The following is an 18,732-nucleotide window of genomic DNA, read 5'->3' on the forward strand; positions in this document are numbered from 1 at the left end:
AGGATGAGTATTTTAATTAGTTTTATTCTTGGAGGGAAAATTAGTCAATGTATAAAAGAGCTTTACTAGTTGCTTGCATCTTTTTTCCTCAATCTCTACTTCATCAAATAACATTGGTTTTGCATTGATTTCAAAAAGATAATAATTGCCTTCTTTATCTACACAAGCATCAATCGAGAATTCACCTATGAAACCATATTTTTTTGTTAAAACCTCTCCACAATGGTTGACTAGTTTTTCGAAAAATAGATCATGTTCCTTTTGCGCTACTTCACGATAGGCCAGTAGTTTTCCGCCTGATGGAATATGAGTTGTTACATCTTGTTGATTTGCCTGTCTTACGCCAACTCCTGATAGAACATAGCGATTTTCTTCAAACATGACTAACAGGCGGAAATCATAGCGGCTTCCTTTATATAATGCTCCGTCAATACCTTCTTGGATAAGAAATTTCTTTTGGGACCATTCTTGATAATACTGATTCCAAACTTCATCTATCGAAGAAAAAAAAGCTGTTTCCTTCGTTGTACTTACTTGGATGGAATGCTCTTTTTCTAGTCTTATGCGATAAATATGATTCCCCTTAGATCCCTCAATTGGTTTTAAATAGATCTTTTTATATGCATGAAAAAAAGCAACAAAATCCTCTTTTCTCTCTAATAGTGATGTTTTCGGTATGTGCCTATTTAACAAAGGGTGCTCGCTAAATAGCTCATAAAGTTCCCATTTATTTATAAAGGATGGATTAAAAAAAGGGATTCCATTTTTTTTTAGAAAAGATACGGCATTTTGGAAGACCTCTTGCTTTTCTGTGTTTCGAAATGGCACTCGGTTATAAACTATGTCTGGCAATGGTGTAATTGCTTTAATCCACTTATTTTGAATGGAACAAAAAATATAGCCTGTCAGCTCATCTCTTTGTAAATTTTCAGGCGGAAAGATGACGACAATCCCGCCTGAAAGCTGCAGCTGTTTCTGAATCCCCTTAAAAAGCGCACCATTCCCTATTAATTTGTCCTGCTTATTTTTTGCAATCATAATGCCAATTAATGGGCCAACCTTATTCTGGTATTCGACAATCGGAAAAGCTACATGATTGGAAGGAGGCTTCGCGAAAGATAATCGCATTTTAGATGATCCAAAAAAGTAATTTTTTGTTGAATCTGTATACCAACATTCTTTTTCGGAATCATAATAAATATTCATTGATAAATATCCTCAAGACTAAGGATGCTTTGTTCCATTAGAAAGACTGCGTACTCTAGGGATTTTCGGCGTGTTTCCAGATCGAATTTTTTTAGAGAGGGATGTTTAAAGATGCTTCTTCCAGGTTTAGCGTTCGCCTCAAATAACCAGACACGCCCTTTGCGATCCAATCCTAAATCGAATCCGATTTCGCCAATATATCCTTCCATCTGCTTTTCTAGAGCTTTACTGATTTGCAAGGATGCTTTAGTAAGTTTATTTATCATTTCTTCGCTTTTTAAATCTGTATCCGCTAATTCATCCATTGCTTTAACTATTCCTCCATTATTAAGATGTGTAGTTACACTTCCTGCACCAGCAATTTTTGCTGCAATTGCAGTCATTTCCCATTGTCCATCTTTATTTTTATTTGTATGAATCCGAAAATCGACTGACTTTTTTTCCGAGCGAATTAAGTGAATGCCTTGTTGAACGATGTAATGAGATAAGTTTTGCTTATCGAATAAATGATTCATTAATGCTTCTAAATGGTCAAATTTCATAAGCCGATTACCTTGGTCTATATCTTTAAAGCGGGTGTAGTAATAGCCATCTTTTTTATCATACAATAGCTGGTAAATCCCTTTTCCAAGACTCCCGTTTTTTGGTTTAATATATACATTGCCAAAGTTTGAGAGCATTCTTTCGATAACAGAAAAATTAGTGAGTGCATGGGTCTCTGGCAAATAATCGGAAATATTATCATCTTGCAGTAATCTTTCATAAATATCCAATTTATTAAAGAAGCCTGGATTATACCAAGGAATCGAATATTCCTGTTGCAATCTGTTTTTAACGGCTTGAATTTTGTTTAGGTTTTCAATTCTGCGATTAGGTATGCGGTCATAAATAACATTTGGGAAAGGAACCTCTACTGATTTCCAGCCATCCTCATAAAATAGTCCATTAATGGTACCATTATCCCAATTAACATGTTGCTCCCCAAATAGGAAGGCTATGACACCAACTGTTTTTTGCACAGAAAGAAGCTTTGAAAATAAAATGGAACGATCTCCGATTGGACGCACTTTTATAGTTGAAAATCCGGATGTGAATATTCCTAGTAGTGGACCTGCGTATAACGTCTCATTAACCACAAATAAATGAATATTAGAAGTGGACGATGGGAAATGCAAGTCATTAAATAGATTGGAACTAATTCCTACCGTATTTCTTGATTTATTCTGTTTTTTGATCGTTGCTTCCTTACTTGCAGTGCCAAAAGCAAGTATTTTTAAATCTGTGTTTATATCAAAGTCAGTTGGTAAGTAGACTGTATTTTCGCTATCAGTTATTATTTCGATAGGATATAGCTTTTTCATCCATATTCCTCCTTTTATCATCAGCTAATTTAGCAGCATAAAGGACAGGAGCTTTATAAAGTTTCTCGCTTAGATGAGGATAGGCTGTCGTGATTACTTTTCTGCCTGGCTTTGAATTTACATCAAGAATCCATAAGGAGCCATTTGGGGTAATACCAATATCTACGCCGATTTCAAATAATGGAGAGAAAGAACTTTCTAATATGGAAGGAAGGAGTGAAAATATTTCCTCTATTTCCTGTTTAAGAAAGCTTTTTAATTTAATGTGAATGGACAAAAACCAATCATCAAAGGCAACAATCGATGCACCAGCACTTAAATTTGAGATGATTCTCCCTTTTTCCCCAATACGGACTCCTTTCTCAACGACTTCCCATTCTTCCTTCACGTTTTTTTGCATAAGAGCACGAATATCAAATGGTTGTTCGTCTTTGTTTGACAGTGGAAGATATGCTTGCATTAAATAAGCATTTCTTTTTAAAAGCTGATTAAGCCATTTATTAAAAGTTATCCGATCAGAAAATAACTTTTCTACGGTTTTATCTTTTTTATCCGTTTTTACCAATATACCTTCTTTTTGTTTCTTGATAAAAAATAGTCCATTTCCTTGGGAGCCGTTTATCGGTTTTATGATTATTGGATTTAAGCTCTGAAAATTAACTTGATTTGCTGCTTGTAAGAGAAATGTTTCTGGAAGATATGCTGCAAGCTTTGATTCGCGCAATACTTGATATAGTTGCCATTTATTTGGTAATCCATTGCCGATAAAGGTGATATTAGGCTGTTTTTTTAGCCATTGAATAATATTTTTGCATTGGATAGAATGAGAATCATCATGATAAAAACAACGATCATATAGAATAGTAGGAACTGGGAATTCTGATTCTATCCAAGTATCTGAGTCTGGCATATATTCTTTTCCTTTTACAGTATGTGTAAAGGGATGATAGGTGGATGGGACAAAATGATAGATCGTTAAATGATAATCGCGTCCATATTTTGCTATTTCGTGAATGTATTTGTTTTCATGCTCTAAGGATAATGACATAATTCCAAATTTATTCATCTTCTGATATCTCCTTTAAACAAGGGGAAAAGGAAAGTGCAATAAAATATTCAAGCAAAGCTTTCGTAGATGGCCTTGTTTTTTCAATATGTTCTTCTAATTTCTTAGAAGGTTTGGAATTTACTTCGATAACCCACAGATGACCTTGTTTATCCATACCAATATCGATACCTAATTCTCCTAAGTATCCATCTGTATTTTCACTAAGGATAGCTGCTATCTCTAAAGCTAATGCTTTTAACTCTTCTATTTTCTGTACTGCTTTTTCTGTAGTCAGTAATTCATGTAACACGACTTTTGCTGGCTTCATTTCTGCACCTTGGGCCAAATTTGCAACGATCGCATTTTTTTGAGCAATTCTTGCAACAATGGAGGTAATGCTCCAGTTGCCTTGGTAATTTTTATGACAAAGAATACGGAAGTCAAGAGAGCGCCCATTTGATTTGAAAAAATCAATTCCTTGCTGACATATATAGCTTCTTCGCTTGGCATAACCTTCTAGCCATTTCCATAGCTTTTCTTCATCTGAAAATAGTTTAGTTATCCCTTTTCTTTTTCCAGAAGAAATAGTTGCAGAAAATCCATTGTTTAAGTGTTCAATATGAATGATATTTCTACCTTGGCTACCATGAACTGGTTTAACATAAAGAAGTGGGAATGTTAGCATGGAGATAAAATTTTGATAGGTGAGTTCCTTTGTTACAGGTAAATGTTCATGCATTGTTGCACTTTTGTTTAGAAGTTGATAGGTTTCATCTTTTGAAAAAAATCTGCTATTGAAAATAGGAATATCTTTTTCCTCAAGTAATTTTTTAAGCTTTAAAAAGGCGGTGCTAGAATCTGCTTTTCGAGAGTGAAGCCGGTTATAAATAACATGAGGATAAGGGAAGTCCAGCCTATTCCAAGTGTTATGATGAAAAAAATATCCGTTCATTTTATCCTCTTGAACATTTTGTAGTCCAAAAAGATAAAAGAATCCACCTATTTGAGTTAATTCTTCTGTTAATTCCTTGCATAAATGTTGAATGCTAGGAAATATGATTTCTTTCTTATCATCGTTAATTTCTGTTAATATGCCAATCACTGGGCCTAAATGGATTAATTGATTTTTGTTAAAATATGGGATGAGAAAAGTATCGATTTCCTTTGGAAGTAGTAAACTCTTTTCTAAATCAGTACTAAACACAATATCTTGCTTTTCAAGAGAATGTGTTTGAACTGCAACTTGAACATTCCTTTTAGCTAGACATACATACACAGGCTCATTCAAATTTATGTTTAAAAATTTTAGCAAAGAGGGACTGATAGCTATAGATAATCCATCTAAAGCTTCTTGAAAATCGTCTTTTTTAAATAGTTGCAAAAATTTAAGTGTCATTCAGATTCCCCATTTGTTTTTTCAATTTAGGAAGAGCGATACTGACATTCGCCTATTTTGGTGCTGATATATCGTATGAAAATATAGCTAAGTTGTGATAACTTTGAAAAAAGATTTCACTGGCTCAAGCTCAAAGCTGATACAGGCATAGATACTTTTCCTATATTTCTGAAATAAAGGTATTTCTGGTATTATGATGCATAGTTTGTTATAGTGGAGACAATTGTTAAATAAAGGAGTTGTTTTAATGGCAGTAAATGTACATGACCCTGCAAATGAATTAGAGAAAGCGATTCGTCAAAGTGATGAATATACAGAATTGAAAACAATGTATGATACGGTAAATGGAGATCCTTCCGCAAAAGCAATGTTTGATAATTTCCGTAATATTCAACTACAGCTTCAGCAAAAGCAAATGGCAGGTCAAGAAATTACTCAAGAAGAAGTAGAACAAGCACAAAAAACAGTGGCACTTGTTCAACAACATGAAAGTATTTCAAAGCTAATGGCTGCAGAACAACGCATGAGTGTGTTAATTGGTGAATTAAATCAAATTATCATGAAACCATTAGAAGAGTTATATGGACCAGCACAACAACAATAATAAGACAAACGAAAATCCTCTGCTTATGTAGGGGTTTTTTTATGGAGAAAAGCATAGAGATTGAATGCCAAGTACTAAAAATCATAGGGAAAGTGGATAAAATAATAGGAGGATGGCGAAATGCCATCCTCCTAAAGTCATATCTATTTAATTAAAATATTTTTTAATTAAAACTTGCTTCCGCCAAGTTGTTGCTCAGCCATTTGTACTAATCTTTTAGTGATTTCGCCACCTACTGAACCGTTAGCACGAGAAGTAGTTTCAGCACCAAGGTTTACTCCAAACTCTGATGCAATTTCATATTTCATTTGATCCAATGCTTGAGATACTCCTGGAACTAATAATTGATTTGATGAATTGTTATTTGCCATGATGAATGTTTCCTCCTTGAGTGATTTAATTTGTGTTACGTTTATTATTTTAAAAAAAATCACGTTTTTTATGCAAAAAAGCAAAAAGTAATTTTTTCCATAGGAAATAAAATGTTGTTTTTATGCAGTTATCGTTAAAAACAGGTTCGTTCCATTTCGCTCCAGAAAGTTGCTTTCCGCGGGGAGGAACCTGAGCCTCCTCGGCTTTGCCTGCGGGGTCTCAGCCTTTCCTCTATTTCCCGCAGGAGTCAACTTTCTTCCGCTCCATTCCACTCTCGATTTTAAATTAATTTTCATAGCTACTAACCTTTTAGAAATAACCACAATAAATCGCTATATCTTCTGTTAATCTTCTGTCAAAAGTTCTAATATGCTTGTTTCTCACATAAATGATATATAAAGACAATACATCTACATCGAAGAAATGGGGGATTTTATGATTTATCGCTTATTAGCTTTAAATATCGATGGTACTCTCCTTCAATCAAATGGGCGTTTAACAAAATCGACGAAGGAAGCAGTTGAATATGTTCAGCAAAAAGGAATTTATGTAACGCTTGTAACTGCTAGGAGCTTGCCATCTGCAAAAAAGGTAGCTAAAGCGTTAAAATTGGATAGTTATATCGTTGCACATGAAGGAGCATTAGTTTCCAATCATGATGACGATACCATTTTTGTGAAACGAATAGCAGAAGATTTAACAGCAGATATTGTTCGATTTTTAGAAGGATTTATCTGCCAAATTCGCTTAGTACATGAAAAGTTCTCACTAGCTAATAAATCAAAGCTCCATCATAATATGCTTGCAAAGACAGTCTTATCTTCCGGTGATCCTGTTTTTTATTCCCACCAATTCGTCGATGTTTTAAGTGATGTTTTATTAGAAGAACCAGTAAGCCCACCTAAAATGGAAGTATATTTTGAAGAGAAAAAAGATTGTCAGGATGCAAAAGAAGTGCTTGAAAAAATGTTTGATGATATTTATGTTGTTCAGCATAATGAGTTGCGCTTAGATATTTTGCCAGCTGGCGTGTCTAAGCTTAATGGCTTGTTATATTTGGGGGAGAAACTCGGAATTAAGAGTAGTGAAATGGTTGCTATAGGTGATGGGTTGGATGATTTAGAACTAATTGAAACAGTTGGTCTTGGCGTAGCAATGGGAAATGCATCAAATCAGGTGAAAATTGCTGCAGATTGGGTAACGAGATCGAATAACCAAGATGGCGTTGCCTATATGGTAAAAGAGCATTTCCGTAAACAGCAGCCAATTGAATTTTTACGAAAAATGAATATTATTAAATAGCCATTATTTATATTTTTACTAAAGGAGAAGTCATTATAGGGCTTCTCCTCTTTTAGCTTTTCTTTACAAAGTTTTTTGACCTTTCTAGTTACTTTTTGTAGACTAAAGTATAATCGGATAAGGAAGCATTATTTTTGAATAAAGGTGAGTTGAATGATTATGAAAGTTATATATATACAAGGATTAACAGATGAACGTTATATAAGGCCATTAGAGCATATAGCTAATCTATTTTTTGAAGATACAAAAGTGCTTTATAGAGCAGAAGAAAAGGCAGACCTTCATGTTCGATTTGAAACAGAAAGCATTGGAAATGTGTTTTTTGTAAAAGGGAAGCTAGATGAACTAGAAGAAGGAACTACATTTGAAAGCAATGCAGATCTTAGCCATTTAACTGATAAAGAAATATTTAAGCAAATGAAAAAAGCTATTTCAAAAAGCTACTTATTAATGTTGCAAGAATACACAGGTATGGTGCAAAAATGGGGAATATTAACAGGGATTCGTCCGACGAAGCTCCTTCATCGACATATGCAAACCCAAACTCCCACAGAGGAGGCACATCAGGCTCTTCGCGAGGAATATTTAATGTCAGAAGAAAAAATCCATTTAATGCAGAAAATTATCGATCGGCAACTAGCGGTGATCCCTGATTTATATGATTTAAAAAAAGAAGTAAGCATCTATATTGGCATTCCGTTTTGTCCGACAAAATGTGCTTATTGCACATTCCCTGCATACGCGATTAATGGACGTCAAGGTTCTGTTTCTTCCTTTTTAGGTGGGCTTCATTATGAAATGGAAAAAATCGGCGAGTGGCTGAAAGAGAAAAATATTAATATTACAACCGTTTATTATGGTGGCGGTACACCAACAAGTATCTCGGCAGAAGAAATGGACATGCTTTATGAGCGCATGCATGCTTCTTTTCCGAATGTCGAAAACATTCGTGAAATAACGGTCGAAGCGGGAAGACCCGATACGATTACCCCAGAAAAGCTGGAAGTTCTAAAAAAATATAATATTGATCGCATTAGTATTAATCCACAATCGTATACACAACAAACTTTAAAAGCAATTGGCAGACATCATACAGTGGAAGAAACAATTGAAAAGTATCATTTAGCGCGTAAGCACGGAATGAATAATATTAATATGGATTTAATAATTGGTCTTCCTGGTGAAGGAATAGAGGAGTTTAAGTATTCTCTTGATAAGACGGAAGAGTTAATGCCTGAATCATTGACTGTTCATACCTTATCTTTTAAACGTGCATCTGAAATGACTCGAAATAAATCAAGATATAAGGTAGCAGATAGAGAAGAAATTCAGCAAATGATGAAGATGGCAGAAGAATGGACAGAGGAATATGATTATGTACCATACTATTTATACCGTCAAAAAAATATTCTGGGGAATTTAGAGAATGTCGGCTATTCAAAGAAAAACCAAGAAAGTATCTATAATATTATGATGATGGAAGAATTGCAGACGGTAATTGGTGTAGGTTGTGGAGCGTCCAGTAAATTTATCCACCCTGTTACTGGGAAGATTACACAATTTTCTAATCCAAAGCATCCAAAAACATATAATGAAAGCTTCGAGGAATATACAGATAAAAAAATAGCATTGTTAAACGAACATTTTTCATTAGAAGCTTCAAAATAAGGATTAATAAATTTTTCTGAGTCAAAATATCTGCGTTGTTTGTCTTGGACGCGGAATAAAATAAAATCTATTAGAACCATTTTTCGTTCTGGTAGATTTTTTTCTATGTTCCCGCCTTTATTTTTCGTATGGAAAAGAATAGCTAGTGTCAAACTAATAAATGCTTTTCACTAAATAGACATTTTTTTATCAAGAAAAATAGTTGCTTTTTGTGTTAAAAACGAATAACATAGAAAATGTTGTTTTTAAATGTTCGTTTTTTGGAGGTCTTTTATGTTTAACTTAAAGCAAAATAATACTACCGTGAAAACGGAGTTAATGGCTGGATTCACTACTTTTTTAACAATGGTTTATATAGTAGTTGTCAATCCAGATATTCTATCAAAAGCAGGAATTCCGTTCGATCAAGTGTTTCTTGCGACGATTATTGCAGCAGTTTTAGGAACATTATGGATGGCTCTTTTCGCCAATTATCCAATTGCAATCGCACCTGGGATGGGGTTAAATGCCTATTTTGCCTTTTCGGTGGTCGGAAATAATAATGTTGATTATACAGTTGCTCTATCAGCAGTGTTTGTTGCAGGTATTATCTTTCTAATTCTGTCTTTAACATCCTTTAGAGAAAAACTGATACTAGCAATACCAGATAATTTAAAGCATGGCATTACAGCGGGGATTGGGTTGTTTATTGCTTTTATTGGATTAAGACAAACAGGAATTATTGTGGACAATGCAGAAAATCTTGTTGGCTTAGGAGATTTTAAGTCGACTACCGTTATTCTGGCATTGGTCGGTTTGGCTATCACCATCATTCTGTTTAGCTTGAATGTAAAAGGAGCTTTATTCATAGGGATGATTGCAACAAGCATTATCGCTTATTTCACTGGATTCTTATCTTTTGACAATGGGATTATGGCAACACCACATTTGCCAGAAGGGCTTATTATCAGTAATCCATTTACTGCGTTTGGCGATGTTATTCAACATGGGCTATATGCCGTCGTTTTTTCTTTCTTATTGGTAACGATTTTTGATACTACGGGAACAATGGTTGGTGTAGCAGAACAAGCAGGACTCATGAAAAACAATAAATTGCCTAAAGCAAGACAAGCCCTACTTGCTGATTCACTTGGAACATCTGTTGGGGCGATGTTTGGAACAAGCCCAACAACAGCATTTATTGAATCTACTTCAGGTGTGGCTGCAGGTGGACGTACTGGGTTAACAGGGGTCACTGTATCCGTATTATTTATTTTATCTGCCTTTTTTGCACCGTTAGTAGGTAGTATATCTGGATTATCTGCTATAACTGCACCTGCATTGATTATTGTAGGAAGCTTAATGATGGGATCGATAAGTGATATAAAATGGAATGAATTTGATGAAGCTTTTCCAGCATTTTTGGTTATTTTAAGCATGCCACTTACATCAAGCATTGCAACCGGAATAGCACTTGGCTTTATCTCCTATCCATTATTAAAACTAGTAAAAGGGAAGGGCAAAACGGTACATCCATTAGTATATGTGTTTGCTGTGTTATTCCTTTATCAATTAGTATTTTTACCACATTAATAGGAAAAAAGCTGCTGATAGACTCAATAGAGCTTATCAGCAGCTTTTTTTATAGAGTTAGTTTCTTGCTTGACGACATAGCTTCTGGCGAATTTTCCACATGGGGTGAAGGAGAAAGGCTCTTAGTTAACTACTTTATATGGGAAAAGAATAAATCCAAACGTAGAGGATGAAAATATATATGGTGAGTTATCAAAAATAGTAGTAACATCCGTATACAATGAAACCTTTTACAATCTTAAACCGTATAGAGGAGTGAGGAGGGGATTCTGTGTCTTTAGAGTTAAAAAACGTGACAAAAAAATTTGGTTCGTTCACTGCAGTGGATGATTTATCCATTTCCATTCCTGAAAATGAAATGTTCGGCTTTTTAGGAGGAAATGGGGCGGGTAAGACAACGACTTTTCGCATGATCCTAGGTATTTTGGAAAGTACAGATGGGCAAATAACATGGGATGATAAACCGATTAATTATTCCACAAGTCCTTATATTGGATATCTTCCAGAAGAAAGAGGGTTATATCCAAAATTAAAAGTACGTGACCAGCTTGTCTATTTAGCTAGACTAAGAGGGATGGAAAAAAAGGCTGCTTTAAGGGAATTGGAATATTGGCTTGACCGTTTTAAAGTTCCTGAATATATAGATAAAAAAGTGGAGGAGCTTTCCAAAGGAAATCAGCAAAAAATCCAATTTATCAGTGCTGTTTTACATAAGCCGAAACTATTAATTCTCGATGAGCCGTTCAGCGGTTTAGACCCAGTAAATGTTGAGCAATTAAAAAGTGCTGTCGTTGATTTAAAAAATAATGGAACGAGTATTGTTTTTTCCAGTCACCGAATGGAGCATGTGGAGGAATTATGTCAGCATTTGTGCATCATGCATAAAGGAAAACCTGTTGTTCATGGCGCGCTTAAAGAAATTAAAAGAAGCTTTGGGAAGAAAAATGTAACCATCCATGCTGATTTTGATTTAACGCATTTAATCCGATATCCAGGCGTATTAAAATTAAAGGAGAAAGCAGAGGGAGTTTCTCTTCAGATTGAGGGAGAGGAAATTGCAGAGAGAATTTTAAAGGATATTGTTGGAAAAGGCTTTATCCGCAAATTTGCCTTAGAAGAGCCTTCTTTAAACGATATTTTTATCGAAAAGGTAGGTGCTTCTCTTGAATAGTTTTTGGATTATCCTTTTTCACACCTTTCTAAGCAAGTTTAAAACAAAATCCTTTCTCATCACAACAGCTATCACTTTAATATTGGTTATTGCACTTACAAATCTTACTACCATTATTGAGACATTTTCTGGAGAAGACGAAAAAACAGAAGTGGCAGTTATCGACCAGAGTTCCTCACTATTACCAGTCATTCAAGAGGCAATACAGACGATGAATGAGGATGTCAAACTTATTTCATTTGAAGATAGTGAAGAATCAGCTAAAAAAGAAGTAGAAGAAGGCAACTATAGTGGTTTGCTGATTGTAGATGTTGATTCGAGCAAATTACCAGTAGCCACCTATTATACGATGGATATTGCGGAATCGTCTCTTTCTGATAATTTATTAAATAGTATTCAACTAGTTAAAAATCAATTAGCAGCTAATCAGCTTAATTTAACAAATGAGCAGCTCGTTAAATTGAATGAGCCTGTTTCCTTTGAGAAAATTGCTCTTGTAAAAGATGCAAAGACAGAGGAAGAATTAAGTCAAGCGAGAGGATTAGTTTACATTCTTTTATTCTTAATATATTTTGCTGTTGTTTTATATTCTGGAATGATTGCAACAGAAGTAGCGACGGAAAAATCATCGCGTGTGATGGAGATTTTAATTTCAAGTGTATCTCCGATTAAACATATGTTTGCTAAAATACTAGGAGTTGGTTTATTAAGCTTGACTCAACTTGCGTTATTAATGATTGTTGGTTATTTTTCTTTAACAAGCAATGATAGCATGGGGTCAATGGAAGGATTCTTAGGATTTAGCGAAGTACCTGTAAGCACGATTATTTATGCTGCTATCTTCTTTATTTTAGGCTATTTCCTATATGCTACACTTGCTGCATTGCTTGGATCACTTGTAAGCAGAATTGAAGATGTTCAGCAAATGATTACACCAATGACATTATTAATTGTTGCAGGATTTATGATTGCTATGTTCGGGCTAAGTGCACCAGACAATACGTTTGTAACCATCACATCTTATATCCCATTCTTCACTCCAATGCTAATGTTTATGAGAGTAGGAATGTTGAATCTGGCTTTTTGGGAGCCGATTTTAGGTATCATTATTTTAGTTGCTACTATTATGATTCTTGCTATATTTGGGGCAAGAGTATATAAAGGCGGAGTACTGATGTATGGAAAATCAAATTCTTATAAAGATATTAAAAAAGCTCTGCAGCTTACAAAAAAAGAATAAACATAAAAAAGCCTCATGAATAGTGGGGCTTTTTTTTGTGGAGTAATCTAACTAATAACGATAAACGAAGGTATTCTATTAAAAACACTGACTAAGAGAAGATAAGAACGTGCATTCGTATTTTTGGCATGGTAAAATAGAAGCAAATAGCTTTAGGACGTGAGAGTATGGAAATATCCTTTATACATTGTGCAGATTTACATTTAGACAGTCCGATGGTTGGGTTGAAGAATTTGCCTGTAACACTGCATACTAAATTAAAAGAAAGTACGTTTACCGCATTTAAAAAAGTTATTGACACAGCAATTAGCAAAAAGGTAGATTTTATGATTATTGCTGGAGATATATACGATGGGGAAGACAGAAGTATCAAAGCACAAATACGTTTTCGAGATGAAATGCTGCGTTTAGAAGAAAAGCAAATTGAGGTATATCTTGTCCATGGAAATCATGACCATTTAAATGGAAGCTGGGTACAAATAGAATTACCTCCTAATGTTCATGTGTTTCCATCTATGGTGAGTGTAAAACAATTTGTGAAAAATAAATTATCGGTTAATCTTTACGGTTTTAGTTATGAAACCAGACATGTAAAAGAGAGAAAGATTGATGAATACGCACGAAGAGATCCGGCTCATTTTCATATAGGAATCTTACATGGGAATTTAGAGGGCTCTACTGAACACAGTTCCTATGCTCCTTTTCAAGTGAAAGATTTGCTTGCTAAAAAAATGGATTATTGGGCATTAGGTCATATCCATAAAAGGGAAATTTTAGAGAGCATACCTCCGATTGTCTATCCTGGTAACATTCAAGGGCGACATAAAAAGGAAACAGCGATTAAAGGATGCTATTATGTGGAGTTAAGAGAGGGAGATGCTAGTTTAGAATTTATCCCAACATCTGAAGTGATTTGGGAGACTGTGAAAATAGATGCTAGCACTGTAAAAACATTTAATGATTTATACATGCTTTGTCGGAAACAAATAGATGAAATAGGAGATGGAAAATCTTCTTTTATTATTACTCTGGAGATAGAGCAATTGCGAATAGAAGAATCTTTTCTTGATTCCGATTTATTAGAAATTCTTCAGCAGGATGAGGTAGATTCAGACTCTTTTGTCTGGGTTAGCTCTATTAAGATACAGGAAAATACAGTATGGCTAAAAGAGAATCTGTTAAGAGAATCAGCTTTTTATGAGGAATTATTTGCTGTAACAAAAGATTCAGAACTGTTAAATGAAGCAGTTGCTCCTCTATTCCAACATCCAAAGGTTCATCGATTTTTAGCAGAGCTTACAACCGAAGAGAAAAAAGAACTAGCAGAAGAAGCAGAAGATTTGCTCCTTACAATGCTTGTGAAAAGTGGGAGGTAACAGATATGGAACTAAGAAAGATAACCATTTACGGATATGGAAAACTAGAGAATATAACATTTTCCATTCACTCCCCTATTCATGTGTTTTACGGAGAAAATGAGGCTGGTAAATCGACCATAATGAGTTTTATTCATAGTATTTTATTCGGATTCCCAACAAAACAGCAAACAGAGTTACGCTATGAGCCAAAACTTCAGCATAAATATGGTGGCAAATTGGAAATCTTTTTTCCAGAAATTGGGCTTGCGACAATCGAAAGAGTCAAAGGTAAATCTTCTGGGGATGTGACCGTTACTTTAGAGGACGGGAGAAGAGGGCAAGAGGAGCTTTTAACTGAATTATTAGCAGGAATAGATAAAGGTCTTTATCAATCGATTTTTTCTTTTAATTTACACGGATTGCAAAATGTCCAGCAATTAAGAGGAGAAGAGCTGGGAAGATTTTTGTTTTCGACTGGTGCGGTAGGCTCTGACCGCTTATTGAAAGTGGAAAATGAGTTGCAAAAGGAATTGGATATACGCTATAAGCCTAATGGTAAGAAGCCTGCCATTAATGAAAAACTGCAAGCATTACGAGATAAGCATAGCCAATTAAAAAGCGCAGAGAAGGAAAATAATCAATATGAACACTTACTTACTAAGAAAAGAAAGCTAGAAAAAGAAAAACAGCTTATAGAAGCAGATTTAAAAAAAGAAGAGCATGAAAAACGATTATTAGAAGAATGGATTAAGATTAGAGGAATTGTACAAGAAAAGGTAGTATTAGAACAAAAATTAGCTACCTACAAAGAGCTTCATTTCCCGCAAAATGGATTAACTAGATGGGAAGCGCTGAAGGAAAAATTACTCTCCATAGAAGCGGAAATTCGCAATGTAGAAGCAAGAGCCTTAGAAATAGATCAAGAACTATCAAGCATTCCTACACAGGAAGAACTTCTTAGCGCTGAACATAATATCTTACTTGCTGTGGAAAAATTCCCCGTATATGAACAGTTACAGAATCGGCAAACTCAAGTAGAAAATCAAATGAAGAAGATAGAGGAAGAAATTGATAGTTTAAAAAGTAAATTGCATTTACCGATTGAAGAAGAAATTCTATTAAAGGAAAGCAATACAAGTATCTTTTTAAAAGAGCAATGCGCACAAGCAGCTTCTAAACAACGGAGGTTAAAGGAGCAGAAGGAAGAGCTAGACGAGCGATTAAAGGCTGAGCAAGCAGCTTTAGAATCTTTAGAAGAAGCAGTGAAGATAGATAAGCAGAAGCTCTTGCCAAAAGAGGAGAGAGCTAGATTAGAAGAGCATGTACAAAGTGATCATCAGGTTAGATGGAACAAAGAGAAGGCAGAATTATTATCAAGAGAAATAAGTCAACTGGAAGCTCAAGGGAAGCTAGAAGAGAAACGGATGAAGCAGAATACGTTAATAACAAGTGGTTTATCGATATTTCTTCTGCTGGTTGGAACAGGGGCTTTGGTATTTGGGCAATGGGTATTAACAATTATTTGCTTTACCGTATGTGTTGTTTATTTTTTTGTCTTCCTTTCGGGAAGAAAACTCGCAAAAAATGAAATTCGCAAAAAGGAGCATAAATTAGCGCTTGTTAAGGAAGAACATGCTCAGCTACTTGTAACCTTTGAAAAGGGACAAGGTGTTTCTCGTTACGAGGCACAGAAGCTAGAAGAGGATACAACAAGGAGAGAGAAATTCACTCAGCTTCAATTTAAATTAGAGCAGCAAAATGAGAGCTATGAAAGAGTTCTACAGGGATTTGAAAAGTGGGAGGCGAATTTTCTTTCCCATCAAAAGTTGTTAAGACAATTGGCTAATGAACTTAAAATTCCTTATGAATTAGCGACACAACAAATATATGATGCATTTCTATTAATAGAAGAATGGAAAGCAAAAGATAGAGAGAGAAATTCCTATCTTCAGGAACTTAAGGAAATTCATCAGGAAAGGGAGCAGATAATTAGCAAGATCAGCTATTTTTTTGAACAGTTTATGGAGAATGAGAAAGATACGATCGCTAATATGTGCTACCGTTTAAAAACAGCATTAACGGAAGAAAAAAAGAAAAGGGATCGAATAGAAGCATTGCAGAGAAAGAAAGCGGACCTATCAGAGGCTATGGATAAATATCAAACAGAATATAATCGCTATCTTGAAGAAAAGAACGATCTATTTTCGATTGCCGGTGTAACAGAAGAAGAGAAATTTCATGAAAAAGCTGCAATGGAAATGGAAAAAGGTAAATATAAAGAAAGACTTGCTACTATTAACGGTCAATTAGAAATGGCTAATATAGCAAAAAATCATATTCCTGTCTATCAACAAATCCTTGATCCTGAGCTGCAGTTAGAGGAAAAGAAAGGGATATTGGATCGATTAGCATCTCGCATACAAGAACTTGTAGAAGAAGTTGCAGCGACTAACTTTAGTATTTCTAGAATTGAAAGTGGAGGTACGTATACGGATTTATTACATACCTTTAAACAATTTCAGTCAGAATTCAAGGAAGATGTGAGAGAATGGGCAAAATTTGCCGTGGCAAAACAGCTCTTGGCCAAAACTATTGAGCAATATAAACAAAAACAGCTGCCTGCTATGCTGCAAAAAGCAGAAGAAAATCTCGCATTTTTAACGGAAGGAAAATATATTCGGATCGTTCCTAAGGAAGAGGGAGCTGGGTTTTTAGTAGAAAGTCATCACCATCTTTTTTATGAAGCGAAGGAATTAAGCCAGGGAACGACCGAGCAGCTATATTTATCTATTCGAATTGCTTTAGCACAAACATTTTATCAAAACTTTGGTTTTCCATTTATCATTGATGATAGCTTCGTTAACTTTGATGAAAAGCGAACAGATAAAGTGATTCAATTATTAAAGAAATGTGAGCAGAATCAGCTTATTTTCTTTACTTGTCATCGCCATCTACTAAAATATTTTCCTGATGAAAGTTTGCATGTATTACCAGCAGAGGAAAGAGAAACAAGTTTATAAAGATGAATTGTCTTCATGCTATACTAAATAAAGAGAAAGATAAAGGAGAGAGTGAGTTGGACAAAACAGGAGTACTTCAGTATGAGGTTGGGGAGCAATTTGAATCCTATTTATTAATAAAGAATGCAACAAAAGCCATCGCAAGTAATGGAAAGCCGTTTATGACGCTTATTTTTCAAGATAAAAGTGGGGAAATTGAAGCAAAGCTTTGGGATGCTACGGAAATGGATGAGCAGAACTATCGACCGGAAACGATTGTAAAAGTGAATGGGGATATTCAAAGCTATCGTGGAAAGCTTCAATTAAGAATTCGCCAAATTAAGGTGGCAACAGGAGAAGAGGGCATTCGATTGGCTGATTTTCTTGAAACTGCACCATTAACAACAGATGAGATGTTAAGTAAAATTACGCACTATATTTTTGAAATGCAGAATCCTAATATTCAAAGAATTACAAGACATTTAGTAAAGAAGCATCAGGAAGCATTTTTGCAATATCCAGCAGCGACGAAAAACCATCATGAGTTTGTTTCTGGATTAGCCTATCATGTTGTTAGTATGCTAGATTTGGCAAAGGCAATTGCAGGCCTTTATCCAAGCTTGGATAAAGATTTACTATATGGAGGGATTATCCTGCATGACCTAGGTAAAGTAATTGAATTATCTGGACCAATTTCCACTTCGTATACATTGGAAGGGAACTTGCTTGGACATATTTCCATTATGATTAATGAAATAGGAAAAGCAGCGGATGAGTTAGGGATAAAAGGAGAAGAGGTAGTGATACTTCAACATTTAGTATTATCCCTTATCTATATACGTGTGAGAAATAAAAGTAAAAATACATATAATAGTACAGAGGAAGCCCTTAGCAATAAGGGCTTTTCTTATTTATAGAAAAGAAAACCCTGGGCTATGCCTAGGGTTCCAAAAAGCTTACAGCGTGGTATTAAAAAAACTTCCTCAAGGTGCTAAAATATTTTTGGTTCGCCAACCGAAAATAAATAGCCAGGAGGAAGTCCTTATGTCAAAAGACAATAATAGTTTAGCACACACAACTTGGAATTGTAAGTATCACATAGTATTTGCACCAAAATATAGAAGACAAATAATTTACGGGAAAATAAAGAAAGATATTGGACAAATCTTACGTACCTTGTGTGAGAGGAAAGGCGTGGAGATAATAGAAGCAACAGCGTGTAAGGATCACGTACATATGTTAGTGAGTATTCCGCCAAAATTAAGTGTATCAGCATTTGTAGGATATCTAAAAGGAAAAAGTAGCTTGATGATATTTGATCGACATGCACAACTGAAATATAAATATGGAAATCGAAAATTTTGGTGTACAGGATATTATGTAGATACGGTAGGAAGAAACAAAAAGGTAATAGAAGAATATATACGTAATCAAA

General features: G+C 34.9%; 15 protein-coding genes. 10 read left to right on the forward strand and 5 right to left on the reverse strand.

Translation table 11 applies throughout. The features are described 5' to 3' along the window. Positions 1 to 12: 12 nt before the first annotated feature. The 4 genes from ADJ83_RS18945 to ADJ83_RS18960 are packed head-to-tail and all read right to left on the reverse strand — an operon-like array spanning position 13 to position 5,011. On the reverse strand, positions 13 to 1,206 hold the full coding sequence (locus ADJ83_RS18945) for a YheC/YheD family protein (protein WP_048718716.1): 1,194 nt from the start codon (positions 1,204 to 1,206) through the stop codon (positions 13 to 15). After that, positions 1,203 to 2,567 (reverse strand): YheC/YheD family protein, encoded by a 1,365-nt coding sequence (locus tag ADJ83_RS18950; RefSeq protein ID WP_048718719.1) that lies wholly within the window; start codon positions 2,565 to 2,567, stop codon positions 1,203 to 1,205. The genes ADJ83_RS18945 and ADJ83_RS18950 overlap by 4 nt, the downstream gene beginning before the upstream one ends. Further along, positions 2,533 to 3,633: a YheC/YheD family protein gene (locus tag ADJ83_RS18955; protein ID WP_031535661.1), complete on the reverse strand. Its 1,101-nt coding sequence runs from the start codon at positions 3,631 to 3,633 to the stop codon at positions 2,533 to 2,535. Before ADJ83_RS18955 ends, ADJ83_RS18950 begins: the two co-directional genes overlap by 35 nt. Beyond that, on the reverse strand, positions 3,626 to 5,011 hold the full coding sequence (locus tag ADJ83_RS18960) for a YheC/YheD family protein (RefSeq protein WP_031535659.1): 1,386 nt from the start codon (positions 5,009 to 5,011) through the stop codon (positions 3,626 to 3,628). Before ADJ83_RS18960 ends, ADJ83_RS18955 begins: the two co-directional genes overlap by 8 nt. A 247-nt stretch (positions 5,012 to 5,258) precedes the next feature. Here ADJ83_RS18960 and ADJ83_RS18965 point away from each other — a divergent pair, with 247 nt between their 5' ends. Next, complete coding sequence (locus tag ADJ83_RS18965; RefSeq protein WP_031535657.1) at positions 5,259 to 5,615, forward strand: YlbF family regulator; 357 nt, start codon at positions 5,259 to 5,261, stop codon at positions 5,613 to 5,615. 167 nt (positions 5,616 to 5,782) lie between these two features. Here the strand turns inward: ADJ83_RS18965 and ADJ83_RS18970 are convergent, their stop codons facing one another. Continuing rightward, a complete protein-coding gene (locus ADJ83_RS18970) occupies positions 5,783 to 5,986 on the reverse strand; it encodes an alpha/beta-type small acid-soluble spore protein (protein WP_031535655.1) in 204 nt (67 codons plus the stop codon). A gap of 436 nt (positions 5,987 to 6,422) precedes the next feature. On the opposite strand from ADJ83_RS18970, the gene ADJ83_RS18975 reads away from it, so the two are divergent. From ADJ83_RS18975 to tnpA, 9 genes are all read left to right on the forward strand, one after another. Then, positions 6,423 to 7,289: a Cof-type HAD-IIB family hydrolase gene (locus tag ADJ83_RS18975; RefSeq protein WP_031535653.1), complete on the forward strand. Its 867-nt coding sequence runs from the start codon at positions 6,423 to 6,425 to the stop codon at positions 7,287 to 7,289. A 159-nt stretch (positions 7,290 to 7,448) separates the two neighbouring features. Beyond that, a complete protein-coding gene (locus ADJ83_RS18980; RefSeq protein ID WP_031535650.1) occupies positions 7,449 to 8,957 on the forward strand; it encodes a coproporphyrinogen III oxidase in 1,509 nt (502 codons plus the stop codon). A 273-nt stretch (positions 8,958 to 9,230) separates the two neighbouring features. Then, on the forward strand, positions 9,231 to 10,529 hold the full coding sequence (locus tag ADJ83_RS18985; RefSeq protein ID WP_031535648.1) for an NCS2 family permease: 1,299 nt from the start codon (positions 9,231 to 9,233) through the stop codon (positions 10,527 to 10,529). Between the two features lie 271 nt (positions 10,530 to 10,800). Continuing rightward, positions 10,801 to 11,700: an ABC transporter ATP-binding protein gene (locus ADJ83_RS18990; RefSeq protein WP_031535646.1), complete on the forward strand. Its 900-nt coding sequence runs from the start codon at positions 10,801 to 10,803 to the stop codon at positions 11,698 to 11,700. Continuing rightward, complete coding sequence (locus ADJ83_RS18995) at positions 11,693 to 12,940, forward strand: ABC transporter permease (protein ID WP_031535644.1); 1,248 nt, start codon at positions 11,693 to 11,695, stop codon at positions 12,938 to 12,940. The genes ADJ83_RS18990 and ADJ83_RS18995 overlap by 8 nt, the downstream gene beginning before the upstream one ends. A gap of 167 nt (positions 12,941 to 13,107) precedes the next feature. After that, positions 13,108 to 14,316: a metallophosphoesterase family protein gene (locus tag ADJ83_RS19000; RefSeq protein ID WP_031535642.1), complete on the forward strand. Its 1,209-nt coding sequence runs from the start codon at positions 13,108 to 13,110 to the stop codon at positions 14,314 to 14,316. A gap of 5 nt (positions 14,317 to 14,321) precedes the next feature. Beyond that, positions 14,322 to 17,318, forward strand: a complete 2,997-nt coding sequence (locus tag ADJ83_RS19005; protein ID WP_031535640.1) for an ATP-binding protein — start codon at positions 14,322 to 14,324, stop codon at positions 17,316 to 17,318. 2 nt (positions 17,319 to 17,320) lie between these two features. Beyond that, positions 17,321 to 18,214, forward strand: coding sequence for an OB-fold nucleic acid binding domain-containing protein (locus tag ADJ83_RS19010; RefSeq protein ID WP_414630347.1), 894 nt, complete (start codon positions 17,321 to 17,323; stop codon positions 18,212 to 18,214). 127 nt (positions 18,215 to 18,341) lie between these two features. Next, positions 18,342 to 18,732, forward strand: a 391-nt coding sequence (gene tnpA, locus ADJ83_RS19015) for an IS200/IS605 family transposase (protein WP_048717347.1), incomplete at its 3' end; no start/stop codon positions are given.

The organism is Bacillus sp. 522_BSPC (genome assembly GCF_001076885.1).
GTDB lineage: Bacteria > Bacillota > Bacilli > Bacillales > Cytobacillaceae > Niallia > Niallia hominis.